This is a genomic window from Streptomyces sp. NPDC006925 (genome assembly GCF_042869575.1).
Classification (GTDB): domain Bacteria; phylum Actinomycetota; class Actinomycetes; order Streptomycetales; family Streptomycetaceae; genus Streptomyces.
Genome location: NZ_JBIAGB010000003.1, coordinates 453,937 through 470,372, shown reverse-complemented (window position 1 = coordinate 470,372; position 16,436 = coordinate 453,937). Strand labels below are relative to the sequence as shown.

The window sequence follows — 16,436 nt, the reverse complement described above, 5'->3', positions numbered from 1 at the left end:
GACCGGGGCCCGGCCACCTCGGAGGCGTGAACTCCTCCGTGCAGGGCACACGGACCGATGCACACGCCATATCCGCCGTACGGAGGAGGCGGCGAGCGTGATCACGTCGGCACCCGGCCCCGCGCGGCCCGGGCGAGGACACCCGTGGTGCACCTCGGTCGCCGCCACCAGCCGCCTCGCCGCCGACCAGGGACCGTCTCCACAGTGATCAGAATCCTCAGCGTCGCAGCCCTCGCGCTCGCGGCCGTCCTGGCCGCCGCCCTGTCCGTGCAGTCCCCGTGGTGGTGGCTGCCCGCCGCGCTGCTGCTCGTACCCGCCGTGATCGGCGTGTACGACCTTCTCCAGCGCAAGCACGCGGTGCTGCGCAACTACCCGGTGCTGGGCCATCTGCGGTACCTGCTGGAGAGCATCCGCCCGGAGTTGCAGCAGTACTTCATCGAGCGGAACCACGACGGCCGCCCCTACGACCGCGACACCCGCGACCTCGTCTACCAGCGGGCGAAGGGCACCGCCGCCGAGGAGCCCTTCGGCAGCGAGCGGGACCTCTACGCCACGGGCTATGAGTTCCTGACCCCCTCCCTGGGCCCGGTGCCGCCCCCCGAGACGCCACCGACCGCGCGCATCGGCGGCCCGGAGTGCACACAGCCCTACGACATGGCGTTGCTCAACGTCTCGGCGATGAGCTTCGGGTCGCTCTCCGCCAACGCCGTTCTCGCCCTCAACCAGGGCGCCGCGCTGGGCGGCTTCGCGCACGACACCGGCGAGGGCGGCATATCCGACTACCACCTGCGGCACGGCGGCGACCTGGTGTGGGAGATCGGCACCGGGTACTTCGGCTGCCGCACGGAGGACGGCGGCTTCGACCCGGACCAGTTCGCCGAGAAGGCCGCGCTCGACCAGGTCAAGTGCGTGGAGCTGAAACTCTCCCAGGGGGCCAAGCCGGGCATCGGCGGCGTGCTTCCCGGCGGAAAGGTGAACGCCGAGATCGCGCGGGTGCGCGGGGTGCCGGAGGGCCGGACCGTGATCTCGCCGCCCTACCACCGGGTGTTCTCCACACCGCGCGAGCTGGTCCGGTTCCTGGCCCGGATGCGGGAGCTGGCCGGCGGCAAGCCCGTCGGCGCCAAGCTGTGCGTCGGCAGCCGGCGCGATGTGCTGGCCCTGTGCAAGGCCATGCTCGCGGAGGGGACCGCGCCCGACTTCATCGTCGTCGACGGCGCCGAGGGCGGGACGGGTGCCGCGCCGCTGGAGTTCTGCGACCACATGGGCCTCCCGCTGTCCGAGGGGTTGATGACGGTGCACAACGCGCTGGTCGGTACCGGACTGCGGGAGGGGATCCGCATCGGCGCGAGTGGCAAGGTGGCCACCGGCTCCGACATCGTCAAGCGGCTGATCCAGGGCGCCGACTACACCAACGCGGCCCGCAGCATGATGTTCGCCGTCGGGTGCCTCCAGGCCATGAGCTGCCACACCAACGCCTGCCCCAGCGGCGTCGCCACCCAGGATCCGCGGCGGGCCCGGGCGCTCGATGTCACCGACAAGTCAGCGCGCGTGCACCGCTTCCAGGACGCCACGGTCCGCAGCGCCCTGCGGATCATGGCCGCCATGGGGGCGAGCTCGGTGAGTGAACTCGGCCCGCACATGCTGTGCCGCAGGCTGGACCCGGTCACCATCCGCTCCGCTGCGCAACTGCACGAGTGGCTCACCCCAGGCCAGTTGCTCAAGGACCCGCCGGAGGACTGGGCCGCCGACTGGGCCGCCGCCGACCCGGACCGCTTCGCGGCTGCTTGACCCGTACCTCGTCGTTCCCGCACCCGACCGCCGAGCGGGCGGTGCGGGCGCGCTGCACGCGCCGCACCGCCCGCTCGGCGGCTGCAGGGCAGGCGCAGGGCTCAGGCGTCCTGCGGATCCTGCTCCGCGAGGATCTCGCGGACCCGGGCCGCGGGCAGTGTCGACCGCAGGGCCAGCCAGACCACCAGGCCGCTGAGGACGAAGGTGGCGGCGGCTCCGAGGCCGAGGCCGAGCACGCCGAGATTGCCCGCGCTCTCCGCCTTCTTCGGGAAGTCGCCGAGGTAGCTGACGAGAGCCAGTCCGGCGAACCACACCAGCACCCACCAGCCGTACTGGAAGTCGAGGGCGGGTGTGCGCTGCTTCGTGGTGGCGTGGTGCACCGCCATCAGGACATAACCCAGTCCGATGGCGAGGAACAGCTTCCAGTTGGTGTCCCACCCGGTCCAGTAGACGATCAGATTGGTGGACCACAGGGCGACGAAGGACACCACCGGGCCCAGCTTGCCCAGACTGAACGGACGGGTCTGCTCGGGAAGTTGCTTGCGCATCGCGAGCAGCACCAGGGGCCCGCAGCCGAAGGAGAGCACGGTGCTGTTGGTCACGAATTCCACCAGCTGGCTCCAGCCGGGGAACGGCAGGAAGAAGAAGCAGCCCACCGCGAACGCGAGTATCAGACTCACCCACGGCACGCCGGTGGCGTTCACCTTCGCCAGCCCGGCCGGCGCGTTGCCGTTGCGCCCCATGGCGTAGGAGATGCGAGCGGTGACACCGGCATAGATCAGCCCGGTGTCACCGGGGGAGATGATGGCGTCGGCATAGAGCAGCCCCGCCAGCCAGACGGCGCCGAGGATGCCTGCGATGGCGGCGAGCGGGCCGAAGGTGGCCAGGACGTCGCCGTGCGAGCTGAAATGGGCGCCGACCGCTTGCCAGCCTTCGGCCTTGATGGCGCTGGTGGGCACCGCGCCGATGAAAGCAGTCTGCAGCAGGACGTAGATGATGCCGCACAGGACGACGGAGCCGATCATGGTGAGCGGGACGTTCCGTTTCGGGTTGTCCGTCTCGCCCGCGAGCTCGACTCCCTGGCGGAATCCGAAGAAGGAGAAGGCGATACCGGCGCTCGCCACTGCCGAGAAGACGCCCTGTGCTCCGTAGGGCGCGAAGCCGCCCACGTCTCCGCCCATGCTGAAGTGGTCAGTGGTGAAGCCCATGGCGAAGAACACCGCTATCACCAGCAGAATGATGGCGAGCTTCCACCACACCAGTACGTTGTTTATTCGGGCGAACCAGCGGACTCCGAAAAAGTTGACGGCCACGAAAATTGCCATCAGCAGCACGGAGACGCCCGTTCCCGCGGGGGTCAGGACGGCCTCGTTGTTCTCGTCGAGCCGCTGGAGCCAGGAGAGCCAGTTCGTGGAGTACTGGACGACTGCCAGCACCTCCACGGGTGCCACCGCCGCGGCCGCGATCCAGGTGACCCAGCCCATCGAGAAGCTGGTGAAGGAGCCGAACGAGTAGTGCGGGTAGCGGGCCACCCCTCCCGAGTGCGGGAACATCGTGCCCAGTTCGGAATAGGTCATGCCGATGAAAATGAACATCACGGCGCCGATGGCCCAGGAGAGTATGGCGGCGGGGCCGGCCATCTGAGCGGCGTCGAGCGCGCCGAAGAGCCATCCGGAACCGATGATGGAGCCGACCGCGGTGAACAGCAGGCCGACGGTGCCGAATTCACGTTTCAGTCGACTGTCGTCCCCGGCGGATACTGATGTGTCCGGGGTCTTGTTGTCAATGGCCATTAAGGAACCTCCTCTGCTTGCTCAGATGTCGCGATTTGCCGCATCTGGGAATTTCGCGCAGCATCTTCGGTGGGCCGCCGTCGTAGGCCGTCCGGGGGTCCAGTAGAAGCGATGATTGAATCCATGGCTTTAAAGAAACGACAAAGATGTACAGTGAAGCGAGGTTGCGCCGTCATGCGGGGCTCACGGTCGCGATCCGGCGCGGTCTCCCTGGGGGGCGCCGGTGCCCGGGGAGCGGGCCGGCCGACCGTGCCGGTGTCGAGGACCTCGACCTGGGGTGGGCCGCGTGGGCCCGGCTGTCGGGCGAGGAGGACAGCACCAGCGGCTGCCACCGGAGGGGCCCGGCACCAGCCGGTGACGGCGACGGCCGTCGCGCTCGCCGCGAAAGGACCGTGGAGCGCGTCCCGGCCCTCGGTGAGGGGCGGCTGCTGACCGTCCTCGGGACCGATACGTCCTCAGGGCTGCGGGCCATCGGCGGGTGGCAGCGGGACGACAGGCACGGACGGCCCGCCGGGACGTTGCAGAGGTGCACGGCAGACAGGTGCACACAAGAGGAGCGCCGCGACGTGCTCGCGGCCAGGGCCGTGTCGGAGCGGCTGACCCACGAGCAGGGCGGAAACGGATGCGATGAGGCAGGCGGACGGGCCGGGATTCGACCGGCGACTGCTGGCGCCGATGCTGCTGGGCTCGGTCCTGAACCCGGTCAACTCGACGATCATCGCCGTCGCGCTCGTGCCCATCGGGGCTGCGCTGGGCGCACCTCCCTCGCAGACCGCGTGGCTGGTCTCCGCCCTCTACCTGGCCACCGCGCTCGGGCAGCCGGTCGTGGGACGGCTCATCGACCTCTTCGGCCCCCGCAGGCTGTTCCTCCTCAGCACCGCTCTGGTCGGGGTCGCCGGTGTGGTCGGCACCGCGGCGCCGAACCTGGGGGTGCTGATCGGTGCCCGGGTCCTGCTCGGGTTCGGCACCTGTGCGGGCTACCCCTCCGCGATGGCCCTGGTGCGCAGCGAGGCGGAGCGCACGGGCCGGGACAGTCCCCGCGAGGTGCTGACAGCGCTGGCGGTCGCCAACCAGACCGTCGCCGTCGTGGGCCCGCTGCTGGGCGGTCTGCTGATCGCGGCGGGCGGCTGGCGCGCGACGTTCGCGCTGAACGTGCCGTTGTCCGTCGCGGCAGTGCTGCTGGGCCTGCGCCGGCTGCCGCGTACCACGGGACGGGACCGGAACCGGTCCGCTCGGAGCGGCCCCCGGCCGGGGGCAGGCGAGCCCGGCCCCGGATCGGGCGAGTCCCGGCCCGGGTGCGGGGAGAACGGGCCCGGGGAGAACGGGGCCGCGGCGGACAGCGGGACCCCGCCTCGCGAGCGCCCGGCTGCCCGGCTGGATCTTCCCGGCATGGCCCTGTTCGCCGCGACGCTCACCTCGCTGCTGCTGTTCCTGATGAACCTGCACCTGCGCGACTGGTATCTGCTGGTGCTCTCCGCCACCGCGGGAACCGCTTTCGCCGTACGGGAGTTGCGCACCGCCGCTCCCTTCATCGACCTGCGGGTGCTCGGCGGGAACACCCCGCTGCTGGCCACGTTCGGTCGGGCGCTGCTGGCCTACACGGTCTCCTACTCCTTTCTCTACGGTTTCAGCCAGTGGACGGAGGAGGGCTACGGACTGACGCCCTTCCACGCCGGGCTGGTGCAGATGCCCATGTTCCTGCTGGCGATCGGCGTGGCCATCGTCGCGGGGCGGCGTGCCGGGGTCCGGGGAAAGCTGGTGGTCGGCGCGCTGGGGCAGCTCGCCGCCAGCGCGGTGCTGCTGACGCTCACCGGGCGGAGCGCACTGTGGACGCTGGTGCTGGTCGCCCTGATCTTCGGAGTCCCGCAGGGACTGAACAACCTCGCCCTGCAGAACTCCGTCTACTTCCAAGCCGATCCCGAGCGCACCGCCTCCTCGGCCGGGCTGCTGCGCACCTTCGCCTACATCGGTTCGATGGTCGCCTCCTCCGCGGCCGCCGCGTCCTTCGGGCAGCGTGCCGACACGGCGGGCATGCACCGGCTCGGCTGGGTGATGCTCGGCGCCGGTGCGCTCCATCTCCTGCTGACCGCGTTCGACCGGTCGCTGGGCCGGGTGGCGACAGCGGACGCCCGGGCGGCTGCGGAGTAGCCCGCCTGTGGGCGGCCGACCGGACCTGCCCACCGCATCCGATCCGAGAGGCACCCTCATGTCCCGCACCGCACTGCTCGTCATGGACTTCCAGCACAACACCCTCGCCCGGATGCCCGACGGCTGTCTGCCGCGTGCGGTGCGCGCCCTGGAAACGGCCCGCACCGCCGGTGTCCGGGTCCTCCACATCGCACTCGGGCTGCGCCCCGGCCACCTCGATGTCCATCCGCGCAACAAGACCTTCGGCGCCCTGCCGTCCCACCTCTTCACGCCCGACGATCCCGGCGCCGCCCTCCATCCCGACGCCGCTCCCGCCGACGGGGAGCTCGTCGTCCACAAGAACCGCGTCAGCGCGTTCGCCGGGAACGGTCTCCAGCAGCTGCTGGCCGCCCAGGACATCGGCCACCTCGTCCTGGCCGGCATCTCCACCGGCGGGGTCGTCCTCTCCACCGCCCTGCGGGCCGTCGACCTCGACTACCGGGTCACCGTCCTGTCCGACGCCTGCGCCGACTCCGACCCCGCCCTGCACGACATGCTGCTCGGCTCGGTCCTCGCCCGGCGTTGCGAGGTCACCACCGTCGACGCCTGGCGAGGGACTCTCGAGGGCCCTGACACCTGAGCGCGCCGCGCCGCCGCTCCTCGGGCGCGGCCGGGAGTGCGCCCGCACGGAGGGCGCGTCCGGGCATGCGCCGGGGGTCTCACCGCCCGCTGGGAGGATCGTCCGGGCGCCGGTAGCGGGCGCTCTGGTGTGGCGGCCCACGGTCCCGACCGGCCAGGCCCGAAGCGCGCCTCGGAGCCCGTCGGAAGTCGCCCCCTGGCTCGGCCGACGGCGGGCCGCCGGTGAACCGCCCGCTGTGCGCATCCGTCGTGCGTACGCAGACGAATTGCCCCGAGAGGTGACCCGAGAGGCGTGTTGTGCGCGCGAGACCACTGACATCACTGCGATCACTGCGATCGTTCAAACCCCTACTACTCGCTCTACTGCTGGTCGTCGCCGGTGTGTCGGCCGTCACTGCGGCAGAGCTCCGCGGCCCTTCCGAAGGCAGGGACCGCATCACCGGAGCGTCGGCGTCCGGCTCGGAACACACCGTCACCCTGCGGAACCAGACAGCGGAACGCGTCTGGGTCGGAGCCGGGGTCAACGCCGACGGCTCCCAGCCGCTCACCGGACTGCCGGTGCTGGACCCCGGGCAGTCCGCCACCGTCACCATTCCCGAGCACTCCTCGGCCGGACACTGGCGCGGCAAGTTCTTCGCCCGTCAGGGCTGCGGCGGCGAGGAGGGCAGCACCTTCCACTGCGCCGTGGGCGACTGCGGCCCCTACGCCGACCACTGCACCACGGGTGAACAGCCCACCAGTCTGGCCGAGTTCAACTTCGACCCGGCCGACTCCGCGGCTCCCTGGTACAACGTCAGCTATGTCAACGCCGTCTCGGCGGCGGTCACCATCACCCCCGACGGGGTGACCCCGCCCGAGAACGGCGGGGAGTGCGCCGCGGTGGGCTGCCCCACCGACCTGCTGGCCCACTGCCCGCCCGAGAACCTCACCAAGGACGGGAAGTCCGGCAAGCCGCTGGTGTGCGTCAACCCGAACCGCGACGCGAAGACCGCCTACAGCGAGGCGCTCACCAAGCAGTGCCCCACCGCCTACGCGTGGTCCAAGCACGACACCGAGAGCGGTAACCAGGTCGTGCGCCAGTGCAGCCACTGCAAGGGCCTGACCGTCACCTTCCACGGCCGGGGCGGCACCGAGAAGCCCCGCAACGCCCCTGCGCGCCGGGGCAACAAGGACCAGCCCCGGCACGGCGACGACGCCACCCCCGCGAACGGCAAGGGCGTGGCGCTCAACCCCGTCGGCGGCGCCTCCCAGGCGCTCAAGGATTCCGGCGCCCACTGGTACCACAACTGGGCCTCCTCCAGCGCGGGGGTCGACAAGCCCGAGGGCGCCGAGTTCGTCCCGACGATCTGGGGCCCCGGATCGGTCACCGACGCCGAGCTGAACAACGCCGCGAAGGAGGGCAGGAACCTGCTGGCCTTCAACGAGCCCGACTCGGCCTCGCAGGCCAACATGACGCCCGAGCAGGCGCTGGATCTGTGGCCCCGGCTGCAGAAGACCGGCCTGCGGATGGGGGCCCCGGCCGTCGCCACCGGCGCCGACAAGGCGGGCGGCTGGCTGGACCGGTTCATGAAGGGTGCCGACGAGCGCGGGCTGCGGGTCGACTTCATCCCCGTGCACTGGTACGGCTCCGACTTCGGGCCCGCCGCGGCCGGCCAGCTGGCCGACTACGTCAAGCGCGTCCACGACCGGTACAAGAAGCCCGTCTGGGTGACCGAGTACGCCCTCATCGATTTCACCCAGGGCACTCCCCGCTATCCGAACGAGCAGCAGCAGACCGCCTTCATCAAGTCCTCCACCGAGAAGCTGGAGAACCTGGACTTCGTGAAGCGGTACGCCTGGTTCGCTCTCAACACCGAGACCAGCCCGACCGGTCTCTACAACGGTCCCACCGCGAACGCCGGCGGAAAGGCCTTCCGGTCCGCGGGCTGACCCGCCACCGGAGGTGACCTCCCCGTCGGCCCCCCCCCCCCCCCCCGCCCCCCCGCCCCCCCCCACGCCCGCCCCCCCCTCCCGCGGCGCACACCGCCCCCGTGCGCGGGCCCCCCCCCCCACCGGTGGTCCCCCCCCCGGCGCCCCCCCCCCCCCCCCCGCCCCCCCCCCCCCCACGGCTGCCGGGCCACGTGCCCGGTGTGCCCGCCGGCCCGGCCCGGTTCCGCGGCGCGGTGCGACAATGGCGGGGTGGAACTGCGTCAGGCCGCTCACGCGGCGGGCATCGGTGTGGTCGCCGCGAGCGAGCACCTGGGGCCTTCCCGCCTGCACCGGGCCCTGCCCGCGCTGCGCGGACGGCTCGTCGTCAGCCTGGGCGCCCCGATGGAGGTGCGGTACGACGGGCAGGTCCGCCACCTGCAGGCAGTGGTCGCCGGACTGATGCGGCCCGGCGCCGCCACCCCGGAGCTCGTGCTGCGGTCCCACCAGCCGACGGTGTACGTCGACCTGGCACCCTCGGCCCTGCACCGGCTGACCTCGGTGCCGCCCCGCGAGCTGGACGCGGGCGGCGTCGACGCCGATGTGCTGCTCCCGTGGGCGCACCGGTTGGGCGAGGAACTCGCGGCCCGGCCCGCCGACCGGAGGGAGGCCCTCGTGCGGGAGCACCTCCTCCGGTGTCTGGACCGGGCGGACCGGCTCGAGGTGCGCCGGGACGCCCATGCGGCGCTGCGGATCATCGGCGCGTGCGAGGGGCGGATCTCCGTCGAGGAGCTGGCCCGGCAGGTCCACCTCGGTCCGCGCCGCCTGCGGCAGGTGATGCACGATGCGCTCGGCATCGGCCCGAAGTTCGCCTCCCGCGTCGCGCGGCTGGCCGCGGCCCTCGACCGGGCCCGCGCGGGGGCCGATTCCTGGGCCCGGGTCGCCGCCGAGAGCGGCCACCACGACCAGAGCCACCTCGTCCGCGACTTCAAGGACCTCATGCGGACGACTCCGACCGGGTGGCTCGCGGAAGAGGGCCGGAATCTACAAGGCCGCCGCCTCCCCGCTACGTGATCATCGAGCCATGACCGACGAACTGATGCCCAAGCTGCTCGTGTCCGACGCGGACGCGGCGATCGACTTCTGCACCGAGGCCCTGGGTGCCGTCCTCACCACCCGGGTGGCCGGCGACGACGGCGTCGTGCACCACGCCGAACTCACCGTGGGCTCCACGACCCTCGCGCTGGCGCAGAGCGTCCCGGACTGGGGTTGGCACGATCCCGCTTCGCTGGGAGGCTCACCCGTCCTCCTCACGGTCCACGTGTCCGATCCGGACGCCACGGCGGACCGTATGGTGCGGCTGGGGGGTGAGCTGGTGATCCCCGTCGAGAACCGCCCCTACGGCAAGCGGCAGGGCCGGGTGCGCGACCCCTTCGGGCACCTGTGGGTGATCAGCGGCGCCCTGCGGTAGGCGCGGGCGGGGCGGTCCGCGGCCGCGCGCCCCGCCGCCCGCCGCCCGCCTCCCGGGACGGGGGAGGCGGGCAGCGGGGGCGGTCCGGGCGTCAGATCCGCGCGGAATCCGCCGGGCGCGGCGCCGGGTCGACGGCTGATCCCTCCGCGGCGGGTTCCGGCTCCGCCGCGGGCGCGTGGCCGCCCTCGCTGAGGCCGAAGCGGTCGTGGAACCTGCGCAGGAATCCGGGTGCGTACCAGGCCGAGCGGCCCAGCAGGCGCATCGCGGCGGGGACGAGGATGCCGCGTACGGCGACGGCGTCGATGAGGATGGCCAGGCCGCTGCCCAGACCGAACAGCTTCATGAAGCTGATCTCGGCGACTCCGAACGCGAAGAAGCTCACCGCCAGCAGGCAGGCCGCGGCGCTGACGATGCGCCCGGTGTGCCCGAGGCCGTTGGCCACGGCGGACTGGTTGTCCTCGCCGCGCTCGTGGAGTTCCTTGATCCGACTGGTGACGAACACCTCGTAGTCCATCGAGAGGCCGAAGGCGATGCAGAACATCAGCACGGTCATCGACGTCTCCATCGGCTGCGGGGTGAAGCCGAGCAGCCCGGAGAGATGGCCGTCCTGGAAGATCCAGGTCATGACGCCGACGGTCGCCCCCAGGCTGATCACGTTGAGGGCCAGGGCGCGCAGCGGCTGCACGATGCTGCCGGTGAACAGGAAGAGCAGCAGGAAGGTGGTGACGACGACCAGACCCACGGCGAGCGGGAGCCTGCCGGCGATGGAGGCGTTGGAGTCGACCAGTTCGGCGTCGGTCCCGCCCACCAGCGGGTGCGTCCCCGGCGGCGGCGAGGCCGTGCGGACCTCCTCGACCAGGTCCCGGGCCGCCTCCGACTTCGGGGTCAGGGAGCTGACCACGTTGAGCTGCTGCGCGGCGGGACGACTCAGCGCCGGGTTGCCGGGGCCGGTCGCCGCGGCCTGCCCGTCGGCGTAGACCCCCGTGCCGGCCTCGACCCGGACGACTCCGTCCAGTTCGGAGAGTGCGGCCGCGTACGACGCGAGCGCGGGCTCTTCCACGGCGCGGTCGATGACGATGTGCAGGGCGGCGGCGTCGTTGCCGTCGAAGTTCTCCCGGAGCGAGGTCGAGACCTGGCGGCTCTCGGCGTTCTCGGACAGCACGCGTTCGTCCGGGGTGCCGAAGGTGATGCCCAGCAGCGGGCTCGCCGCGGCCAGCAGCACCGCGAGGACGGGCAGCGCGGTGAGCGCGGGCCGCCGCATGACGGTGCGGGCCAGCCGCCCCCAGCCGGTCGCGGCGGATCCGGCACGCCCCGGCTTCGCCCACGGCATCCGTCCGCTGTCGACGCGGCGTCCCAGCACGTTCAGCAGGGCCGGCATCACGAACAGGCTCGCCAGGGCCGCGATGACGACGACACCGACCCCGGAGTAGCCGAACGAGCGGAGGAAGTACTGGGGGAAGACCATGAGCGCCGCGAGTGCGGCCGCCACGGTCGCGGCGGAGAACGCGACCGTGCGCCCCGCGGTGCTCATCGTCGTGCGGACGGCGTCCTCCACGCTCGCCCCCGACGCGAGCTGTTCGCGGAACCGGCTGATCATCAGCAGGGCGTAGTCGACGCCGAGTCCGAGGCCGAGGGCCGTGGTCAGGTTGATCGCGAAGACGGAGACGTCGGTGACGCTGCCGACGAGGAAGAGCTGCGCGAACACCCCTACGATGGCGATGAGCGCGATGAGCAGCGGCAGCAGCGCGGAGACCACGGTGCCGAAGACGACCAGGAGCAGCACCAGGACGAGCGGTACGGCGATGGACTCGGCCAGCACGAGGTCCTCCTCGGTCTGCGGCCCCATCTCGTGGCTGACTCCGGCGCTGCCGCCGGCCTTGACCGTGAGGGTGTCCTTGTACGTTCCGCCGTAGGCGTCGAGGACGTGCTCGGTGTTCTCCTGCTGCTCCGCGTCGTGCCCCTTCACCCGGGCGAGTACGAGGGCTTCGCGGCCGTCCTCGGAGCGGAGTGCGGCACTGCCGGTGTCCCAGTACGAAACCACCTTCCCCAGGTCCTGTTCGGCCTTGAGATCGGAGACCAGGGCCCGGCCGGTCCGCTCGGCCGCCGGGTCGTCGACGCGGCCGTCGGCGGCGCGGACCAGCAGGACCAGGTTCGTCTCGCCGCCGAACTCCTTCTCGATGGCGTCGCGGGCCCGGGAGGACTGGGAGGCCGGGTCGTCGAAGCCGCCCGCGAGCAACTTGCCGAACGCGCCCGCGCCCAGGGCGCCCATGAGGGCGACGACCACGGCGGCGACGATCAATACCAGCCGGGACCGGCGGATCGCCAGCTCGGCTATGCGCTCAAACACGCGGAATCTCCTTCTTGCGTCCGTACAGGGAAACGACGGGGAACAGCCGGGTTCGGCGTGCCCGCACGGGGCGCGCGACCTCACCGGGGCGGCGTGGGGCCGGTCTCTTCGTCGCCGGGCATGACGCTAGTGAGGAGATGAAGAATTTGGCAGTGTCAGATTTTCTTAACATGTCTGCCGAGGGCTGGGTGGCGGTCGGCGGGGGCTCGCCGGCGAGCGGCGGGGGCCGGGTGGCCGAACCCGTGTACAACCGCCGCCGCTGATGTTTTACTTCACTTCCGCGATGCCTGGTGTGTGCCTCAACTGCACGCATATGAGGCGTCGTTACGTCATTCGCTTGTCTATTGCAAAGAGAAGGATTCCACGTGAAGCGTAGGATCGGTGGACTGCTCGGCACCGTCTTCCTGAGTGCCGTCGCCGTACTGGGTTCGGGTTCCGTCGCGCAGGCCCAGCAGGCCGACGCGGACCTCGCGAAGCTGCACTGCACCAACTGGACGTTCTGCCTCTTCCAGCACGACGCCTACCGCGGCACCAGCGCCCGCATCTTCCTCGAGAACGTCCCGAACCTGGCGGCTTCGGACTACAGGTTCGACAACAAGGCGAGTTCCATGTCGAACAACACCGGCTACAGCGTCACGCTGTACCAGTACAAGAACTACGGCGGCACCCGCTATGTCGCCCGGAAGCAGAGCGAGGACAAGGACTTCACCAACAACCACTTCGACAACAAGGCCAGTTCGGTGAAGTTCCAGTTCTAGGAACGGTCCGAAGCCCGACGACATGCTCATGCAGCAGCGCGGCGCGGACCCGTCCGCGCCGCGCCCCCGCTCGCCGGAGGCCGATCGTGCCGCTCTGCCGTTCCAGGGCCGTCCTGCCCCTGAACTCGACGCTGCTCTGCCTGCTCTGCCTGCTCTGCCTGCTCACCGGGTGCGCCGGGGAGCCGCACCCCGGACCGGATCCGGAGGCCGCGGCAGGCGGACCGGCCGCCGCCTCCGTCCCGCCGCCCGGCGAGGAGGCGCGGGCGATCAGCGTGCCGCTGGACCGCTACGACCCCTCGCCCGCCGAACAGGAGGTCCTCGACGCCGCCGAGGACCTGCTGACCGCCCGGTGCATGCGCCGCCGGGGGCTGTCCTGGGAGCGGCTGCCGAGAACCGCCGCGCAGGACGCAGAGCCGCGCAACCGGCGCCGCTACGGGGTGGTGGAGCCCGAGATCGCCCGCGGCTACGGCTACCACCTGCCCCCGGACCGGCCCGGCGTCGCCCGCCGTGCGGCGGCCGCGGCCGCGCGCCGCGCAGGACTCGGCGACGCCGGAAAGACGGCTGCCTACGGTCCGGAAGGACGTCCTGGCAAGGCAACCGGCGGCTGTGTGAAGCAGGCGGAGGACGCACTGCTCGACGACGTGCCCGACGCGGACTTCGCGCTGCTGGACGACACCATCGGCACCACCTACGAGCGCTCCATGAAGGCCCGTTCCGTGGCGCGGGTCTTCCGCGCCTGGAGCGCCTGCATGCGGCAATCCGGCTACCGCTACGCCGATCCGATGCAGGCGCTCTCGGACGAGCGCTGGCTGCGGGGCGACCGGGCCTCCGCGGCCGAGATCCGGCAGGCCCGCACGGACGTCCGCTGCAAGAAGGGCACCGACCTGGTCGCCGTGTGGAACGCGGCCGAGAACCGCATCCAGCGCGCGGCGATCGGCGAACACCCCGCGGCCTTCGCGAAACTGCTGCGGGCCCAGCGTGCCTGGATGGCGGCCGCCCGGCGGGTCCTGGAGGGGAGCTGAGCCGACGCATCCGCCGACGGGGGCCGGCGGCGGCCCGCGCGGCCCGTCGCGCGGTGGTGTGCGCCGCGCGGTGGCCGCGGCTCAGTCCGCCGTGCGCAGCGCTTCCGTGATCTCCTCGTCCGCGACGGCCATGGCGGCCTCGGCCCGGGTGTACCAGATCTCGCGCCGTGCCGCGGAGAGACCCGCCCACGGGTGCCGCTCGGCGCTGTACCCCAGAGTGCGGTACAGCGCTGTCGCATAGCGTTCACGCCGGTCGGTCTCGCTCATGTGGTCGCTTCCTCGGGGGAGTGGGCGGGTTTCGGGGATCATCGGGGTGCAGCGGCGCCCGGCCGTCCGGTCCGGGCGCCGAGTCTGGCACGTCGATGCCCCGGACGCCGAGCCCGTCGGCTGCCGGTCCCGCCCGGCCGCCTTCCCGAGGTCCCGGCCCGCGCTTCGGGGGCCCGGTCCGTGCGCGGAACGGCGCGCGTCCGTGCTGCACGTCAGCGGTGGACTATCGTCCCGTATCAACGGTTTCAGTCGATAGGCCCCCGTTTTCGGAGTGAAGTGCCGCTGGGCGCCGCCCTGCCGCTCCCGGCGAAGCCGCGGGGTGCGGCGGCGGACGCGGGAGGTGCGATGGACGGCGTGCGCAGCGGTTTCGCCGCGACGGACGACGGGGTGCGGCTGCACTACCTGGAGGCCGGCAGCGGTCCGGATCTGCTCCTGGTGCCCGGCTGGTCCCAGACCGCGGCGCAATGGCGCCATCAGATCGCCGACTTCGCCCGCACGCACCATGTCGTCGCCGTCGACCACCGCGGCCACGGCCGCTCGGACAAGCCGGATCACGGCTACCGGATCGCCCGGCTGACGACGGACATCCACCAGCTCATGCGCTCCCTGGAACTGGACGACGTCGTCTGGGTGGCCCACTCCATGGGGTGCGCGCTGGCCTGGTCCTACTGGGAGTTGTTCGGCGGCACCGGTCTGGCACGCCTGGTGCTGTTCGACGAGCCCGCCGTGCTGATCTCCCAGCCGTACTGGCCGGCGGAGCTGGCGCCCCGCCTCGGCGCGCTGTACGGACTCGGGCAGATCACCGACGTCGTCGCACAGCTCCGGGACCCGCGGGCGGACGCCGAGGCGTTGACCGCCGGATTCCTGGACGCCATGTGGACCCCGGCCGCGCCGGAGGAGGACCGCCGCTGGGTCCTCGCGCAGAACCTGCTCCTCCCCCGGGAGTACGCGGGCCGGCTGCTGCTGGACAACGTCATGCAGGACTGGCGTGACGTCCTGCCCCGGATCACCGTTCCTACGCTGGTCATGGGCGGGGCGCAGAGCGTGATTCCGACCGCGGCGGCGCGCTCGGTCGCCTCCGCCGTCCCCGGTGCCACCCTGCGCATTCTCGACCGGCGCGGCAGCCACTTCGCCTTCTGGGAGAACCCCGCGGCCTTCAACCGGGAGGTCCGGGCCTTCCTGGAGACCGCCGCGGGCTGACCGGGGCCGGAACGGTGCGGCCCCGGGCTCCGGGGCCGCAGCCGTCAGCCGCCGGTGCGCCCCGCGTCGACGCGCCGACCGCGCGTCGCGTCCACCACGACCGGGATGCCGTCCGGGATCCGACCTTCCAGGCCGTCGAGCAGCTGTGCGACCGGCGGGAGTTCCCCGGGGGAGCGGACGTGGATGTGCAGCGTCCTGGAGGCCGCGTCCACCCGGGTGACGGAGGAGCCGGGCGCGTCGGCCAGCCAGTGCTGGGCCACGTCCTTGGCCCGGCCGGTCCAGACGTTCAGCAGGAGCGTGAGCGCGGTGTTGGCCGACAGCGGGACGAACACCACGGCGAACAGCAGCGCCATGGCGACGTACGTCCTGCGGGTCGGCCGTCCGGTGCCCGCGGCGGTCCCCGCGGCTTCGGTGCCGTAGCCGAGCGCGGCGAAGACCACCATGCCGCCGAAGACCAGCGCGAAGAGGTTGGAGACGAACAGCACCAGTGCCCCCAGCGCCAGCCAGCCCGCCAGGTGCCCGAGGCACACTCCGGCCACCACCAGGGGCGGGACGAGGGAGATGGCGATCGCCACCCCGGGCAGCACGGCGGCGACGTCCCGGCGGGCGAGCGCGACCGCGCCGGCGAAGCCCGTGGCCAGGGCGGCGACCAGGTCCATCAGGCCCGGCGAGGTCCGCGAGGCGATCTGACTGTCCGACAGCAGGTCGAAATCGGTCGGCAGGACCAGCGAGAACAGCGCTCCGACAGCGATCACCAGGAGGCAGGCGAAGACCACCACCCTGAGCGCGCCGGTTCGCAGGCGCTGCACCGAGCCCAGCGCGATACCCATGATCGGCGTGGAGAGCGGTGCGATGATCATCGCGCCGATGACGGTGGCCGTCGAGTCCGTGAGCACCCCGCCCGCCGCGATCACCGAGGAGAGCGTCAGTATCGTCCAGAACGCCGACGCCTTTGCGGCGGTGTCCCCGTAGGCGGGGGCGAGATCCCGCGCCAGCTCGTCCGGCGAGCGGCGCTGGGCGGTCGGCAGAACACGGGCACGAACTCCGCTGAGCATGTCCCCGAGTATCGGCGCCGACACGGATCCGGCGTGCAGGACACGGTGCCCGGTGGCGGATCCC

At 72.0% G+C, this 16,436-nt stretch carries 13 protein-coding genes; 9 read left to right on the top strand and 4 right to left on the bottom strand.

Annotated features, from left to right (window positions below; genetic code table 11):
* Window positions 1–204 precede the first annotated feature (204 nt).
* The gene (locus ACFYNS_RS07135) at window positions 205–1,788 is read left to right on the top strand and encodes an FMN-binding glutamate synthase family protein (protein WP_360290510.1); all 1,584 of its coding nucleotides are present in this window, start codon (window positions 205–207) and stop codon (window positions 1,786–1,788) included.
* Window positions 1,789–1,889: 101 nt separating this feature from the next.
* Here ACFYNS_RS07135 and ACFYNS_RS07130 read toward each other — a convergent pair whose 3' ends face one another.
* Entirely contained in the window at window positions 1,890–3,581 is a 1,692-nt protein-coding gene (locus tag ACFYNS_RS07130; RefSeq protein ID WP_360290512.1) for an APC family permease, read from the bottom strand.
* 627 nt (window positions 3,582–4,208) lie between these two features.
* On the opposite strand from ACFYNS_RS07130, the gene ACFYNS_RS07125 reads away from it, so the two are divergent.
* The 5 genes from ACFYNS_RS07125 to ACFYNS_RS07105 all read left to right on the top strand — a co-directional run bounded on the left by ACFYNS_RS07125 (window position 4,209) and on the right by ACFYNS_RS07105 (window position 9,723).
* On the top strand, window positions 4,209–5,729 hold the full coding sequence (locus ACFYNS_RS07125) for an MFS transporter (protein ID WP_360290514.1): 1,521 nt from the start codon (window positions 4,209–4,211) through the stop codon (window positions 5,727–5,729).
* A 58-nt stretch (window positions 5,730–5,787) separates the two neighbouring features.
* On the top strand, window positions 5,788–6,348 hold the full coding sequence (locus ACFYNS_RS07120; protein ID WP_360290516.1) for a cysteine hydrolase: 561 nt from the start codon (window positions 5,788–5,790) through the stop codon (window positions 6,346–6,348).
* A gap of 380 nt (window positions 6,349–6,728) precedes the next feature.
* Window positions 6,729–8,276 (top strand): glycosyl hydrolase, encoded by a 1,548-nt coding sequence (locus ACFYNS_RS07115; RefSeq protein ID WP_388601341.1) that lies wholly within the window; start codon window positions 6,729–6,731, stop codon window positions 8,274–8,276.
* 249 nt (window positions 8,277–8,525) lie between these two features.
* Entirely contained in the window at window positions 8,526–9,326 is an 801-nt protein-coding gene (locus ACFYNS_RS07110) for a helix-turn-helix domain-containing protein (protein WP_360302349.1), read from the top strand.
* A gap of 10 nt (window positions 9,327–9,336) precedes the next feature.
* On the top strand, window positions 9,337–9,723 hold the full coding sequence (locus ACFYNS_RS07105) for a VOC family protein (protein ID WP_360302347.1): 387 nt from the start codon (window positions 9,337–9,339) through the stop codon (window positions 9,721–9,723).
* A gap of 91 nt (window positions 9,724–9,814) precedes the next feature.
* Here the strand turns inward: ACFYNS_RS07105 and ACFYNS_RS07100 are convergent, their stop codons facing one another.
* Window positions 9,815–12,070 (bottom strand): MMPL family transporter, encoded by a 2,256-nt coding sequence (locus ACFYNS_RS07100; protein WP_388601339.1) that lies wholly within the window; start codon window positions 12,068–12,070, stop codon window positions 9,815–9,817.
* A gap of 365 nt (window positions 12,071–12,435) precedes the next feature.
* Here ACFYNS_RS07100 and ACFYNS_RS07095 point away from each other — a divergent pair, with 365 nt between their 5' ends.
* The gene (locus ACFYNS_RS07095) at window positions 12,436–12,828 is read left to right on the top strand and encodes a peptidase inhibitor family I36 protein (protein ID WP_360302341.1); all 393 of its coding nucleotides are present in this window, start codon (window positions 12,436–12,438) and stop codon (window positions 12,826–12,828) included.
* Between the two features lie 86 nt (window positions 12,829–12,914).
* Window positions 12,915–13,850 carry a hypothetical protein gene (locus ACFYNS_RS07090; protein ID WP_388601337.1) on the top strand — a complete coding sequence of 312 codons (936 nt, stop codon included), beginning with the start codon at window positions 12,915–12,917 and terminating at the stop codon, window positions 13,848–13,850.
* A gap of 81 nt (window positions 13,851–13,931) precedes the next feature.
* Here ACFYNS_RS07090 and ACFYNS_RS07085 read toward each other — a convergent pair whose 3' ends face one another.
* Entirely contained in the window at window positions 13,932–14,117 is a 186-nt protein-coding gene (locus ACFYNS_RS07085; protein WP_388601335.1) for a hypothetical protein, read from the bottom strand.
* Window positions 14,118–14,462: 345 nt separating this feature from the next.
* Here ACFYNS_RS07085 and ACFYNS_RS07080 point away from each other — a divergent pair, with 345 nt between their 5' ends.
* A complete protein-coding gene (locus tag ACFYNS_RS07080) occupies window positions 14,463–15,317 on the top strand; it encodes an alpha/beta fold hydrolase (protein WP_388601333.1) in 855 nt (284 codons plus the stop codon).
* 44 nt (window positions 15,318–15,361) lie between these two features.
* Here the strand turns inward: ACFYNS_RS07080 and ACFYNS_RS07075 are convergent, their stop codons facing one another.
* Complete coding sequence (locus tag ACFYNS_RS07075) at window positions 15,362–16,372, bottom strand: DUF389 domain-containing protein (protein ID WP_388601331.1); 1,011 nt, start codon at window positions 16,370–16,372, stop codon at window positions 15,362–15,364.
* Window positions 16,373–16,436: the final 64 nt, after the last annotated feature.

What these genes read in the sequence shown, in the direction of transcription:
- ACFYNS_RS07130 (WP_360290512.1), bottom strand. Translation starts at nt 3,581, where the DNA reads ATGGCCATTGACAACAAGACCCCGGACACATCAGTATCCGCCGGGGAC.
- ACFYNS_RS07125 (WP_360290514.1), top strand. Translation starts at nt 4,209, where the DNA reads ATGAGGCAGGCGGACGGGCCGGGATTCGACCGGCGACTGCTGGCGCCG.
- ACFYNS_RS07120 (WP_360290516.1), top strand. Translation starts at nt 5,788, where the DNA reads ATGTCCCGCACCGCACTGCTCGTCATGGACTTCCAGCACAACACCCTC.
- ACFYNS_RS07105 (WP_360302347.1), top strand. Translation starts at nt 9,337, where the DNA reads ATGACCGACGAACTGATGCCCAAGCTGCTCGTGTCCGACGCGGACGCG.
- ACFYNS_RS07085 (WP_388601335.1), bottom strand. Translation starts at nt 14,117, where the DNA reads ATGAGCGAGACCGACCGGCGTGAACGCTATGCGACAGCGCTGTACCGC.
- ACFYNS_RS07080 (WP_388601333.1), top strand. Translation starts at nt 14,463, where the DNA reads ATGGACGGCGTGCGCAGCGGTTTCGCCGCGACGGACGACGGGGTGCGG.
- ACFYNS_RS07075 (WP_388601331.1), bottom strand. Translation starts at nt 16,372, where the DNA reads ATGCTCAGCGGAGTTCGTGCCCGTGTTCTGCCGACCGCCCAGCGCCGC.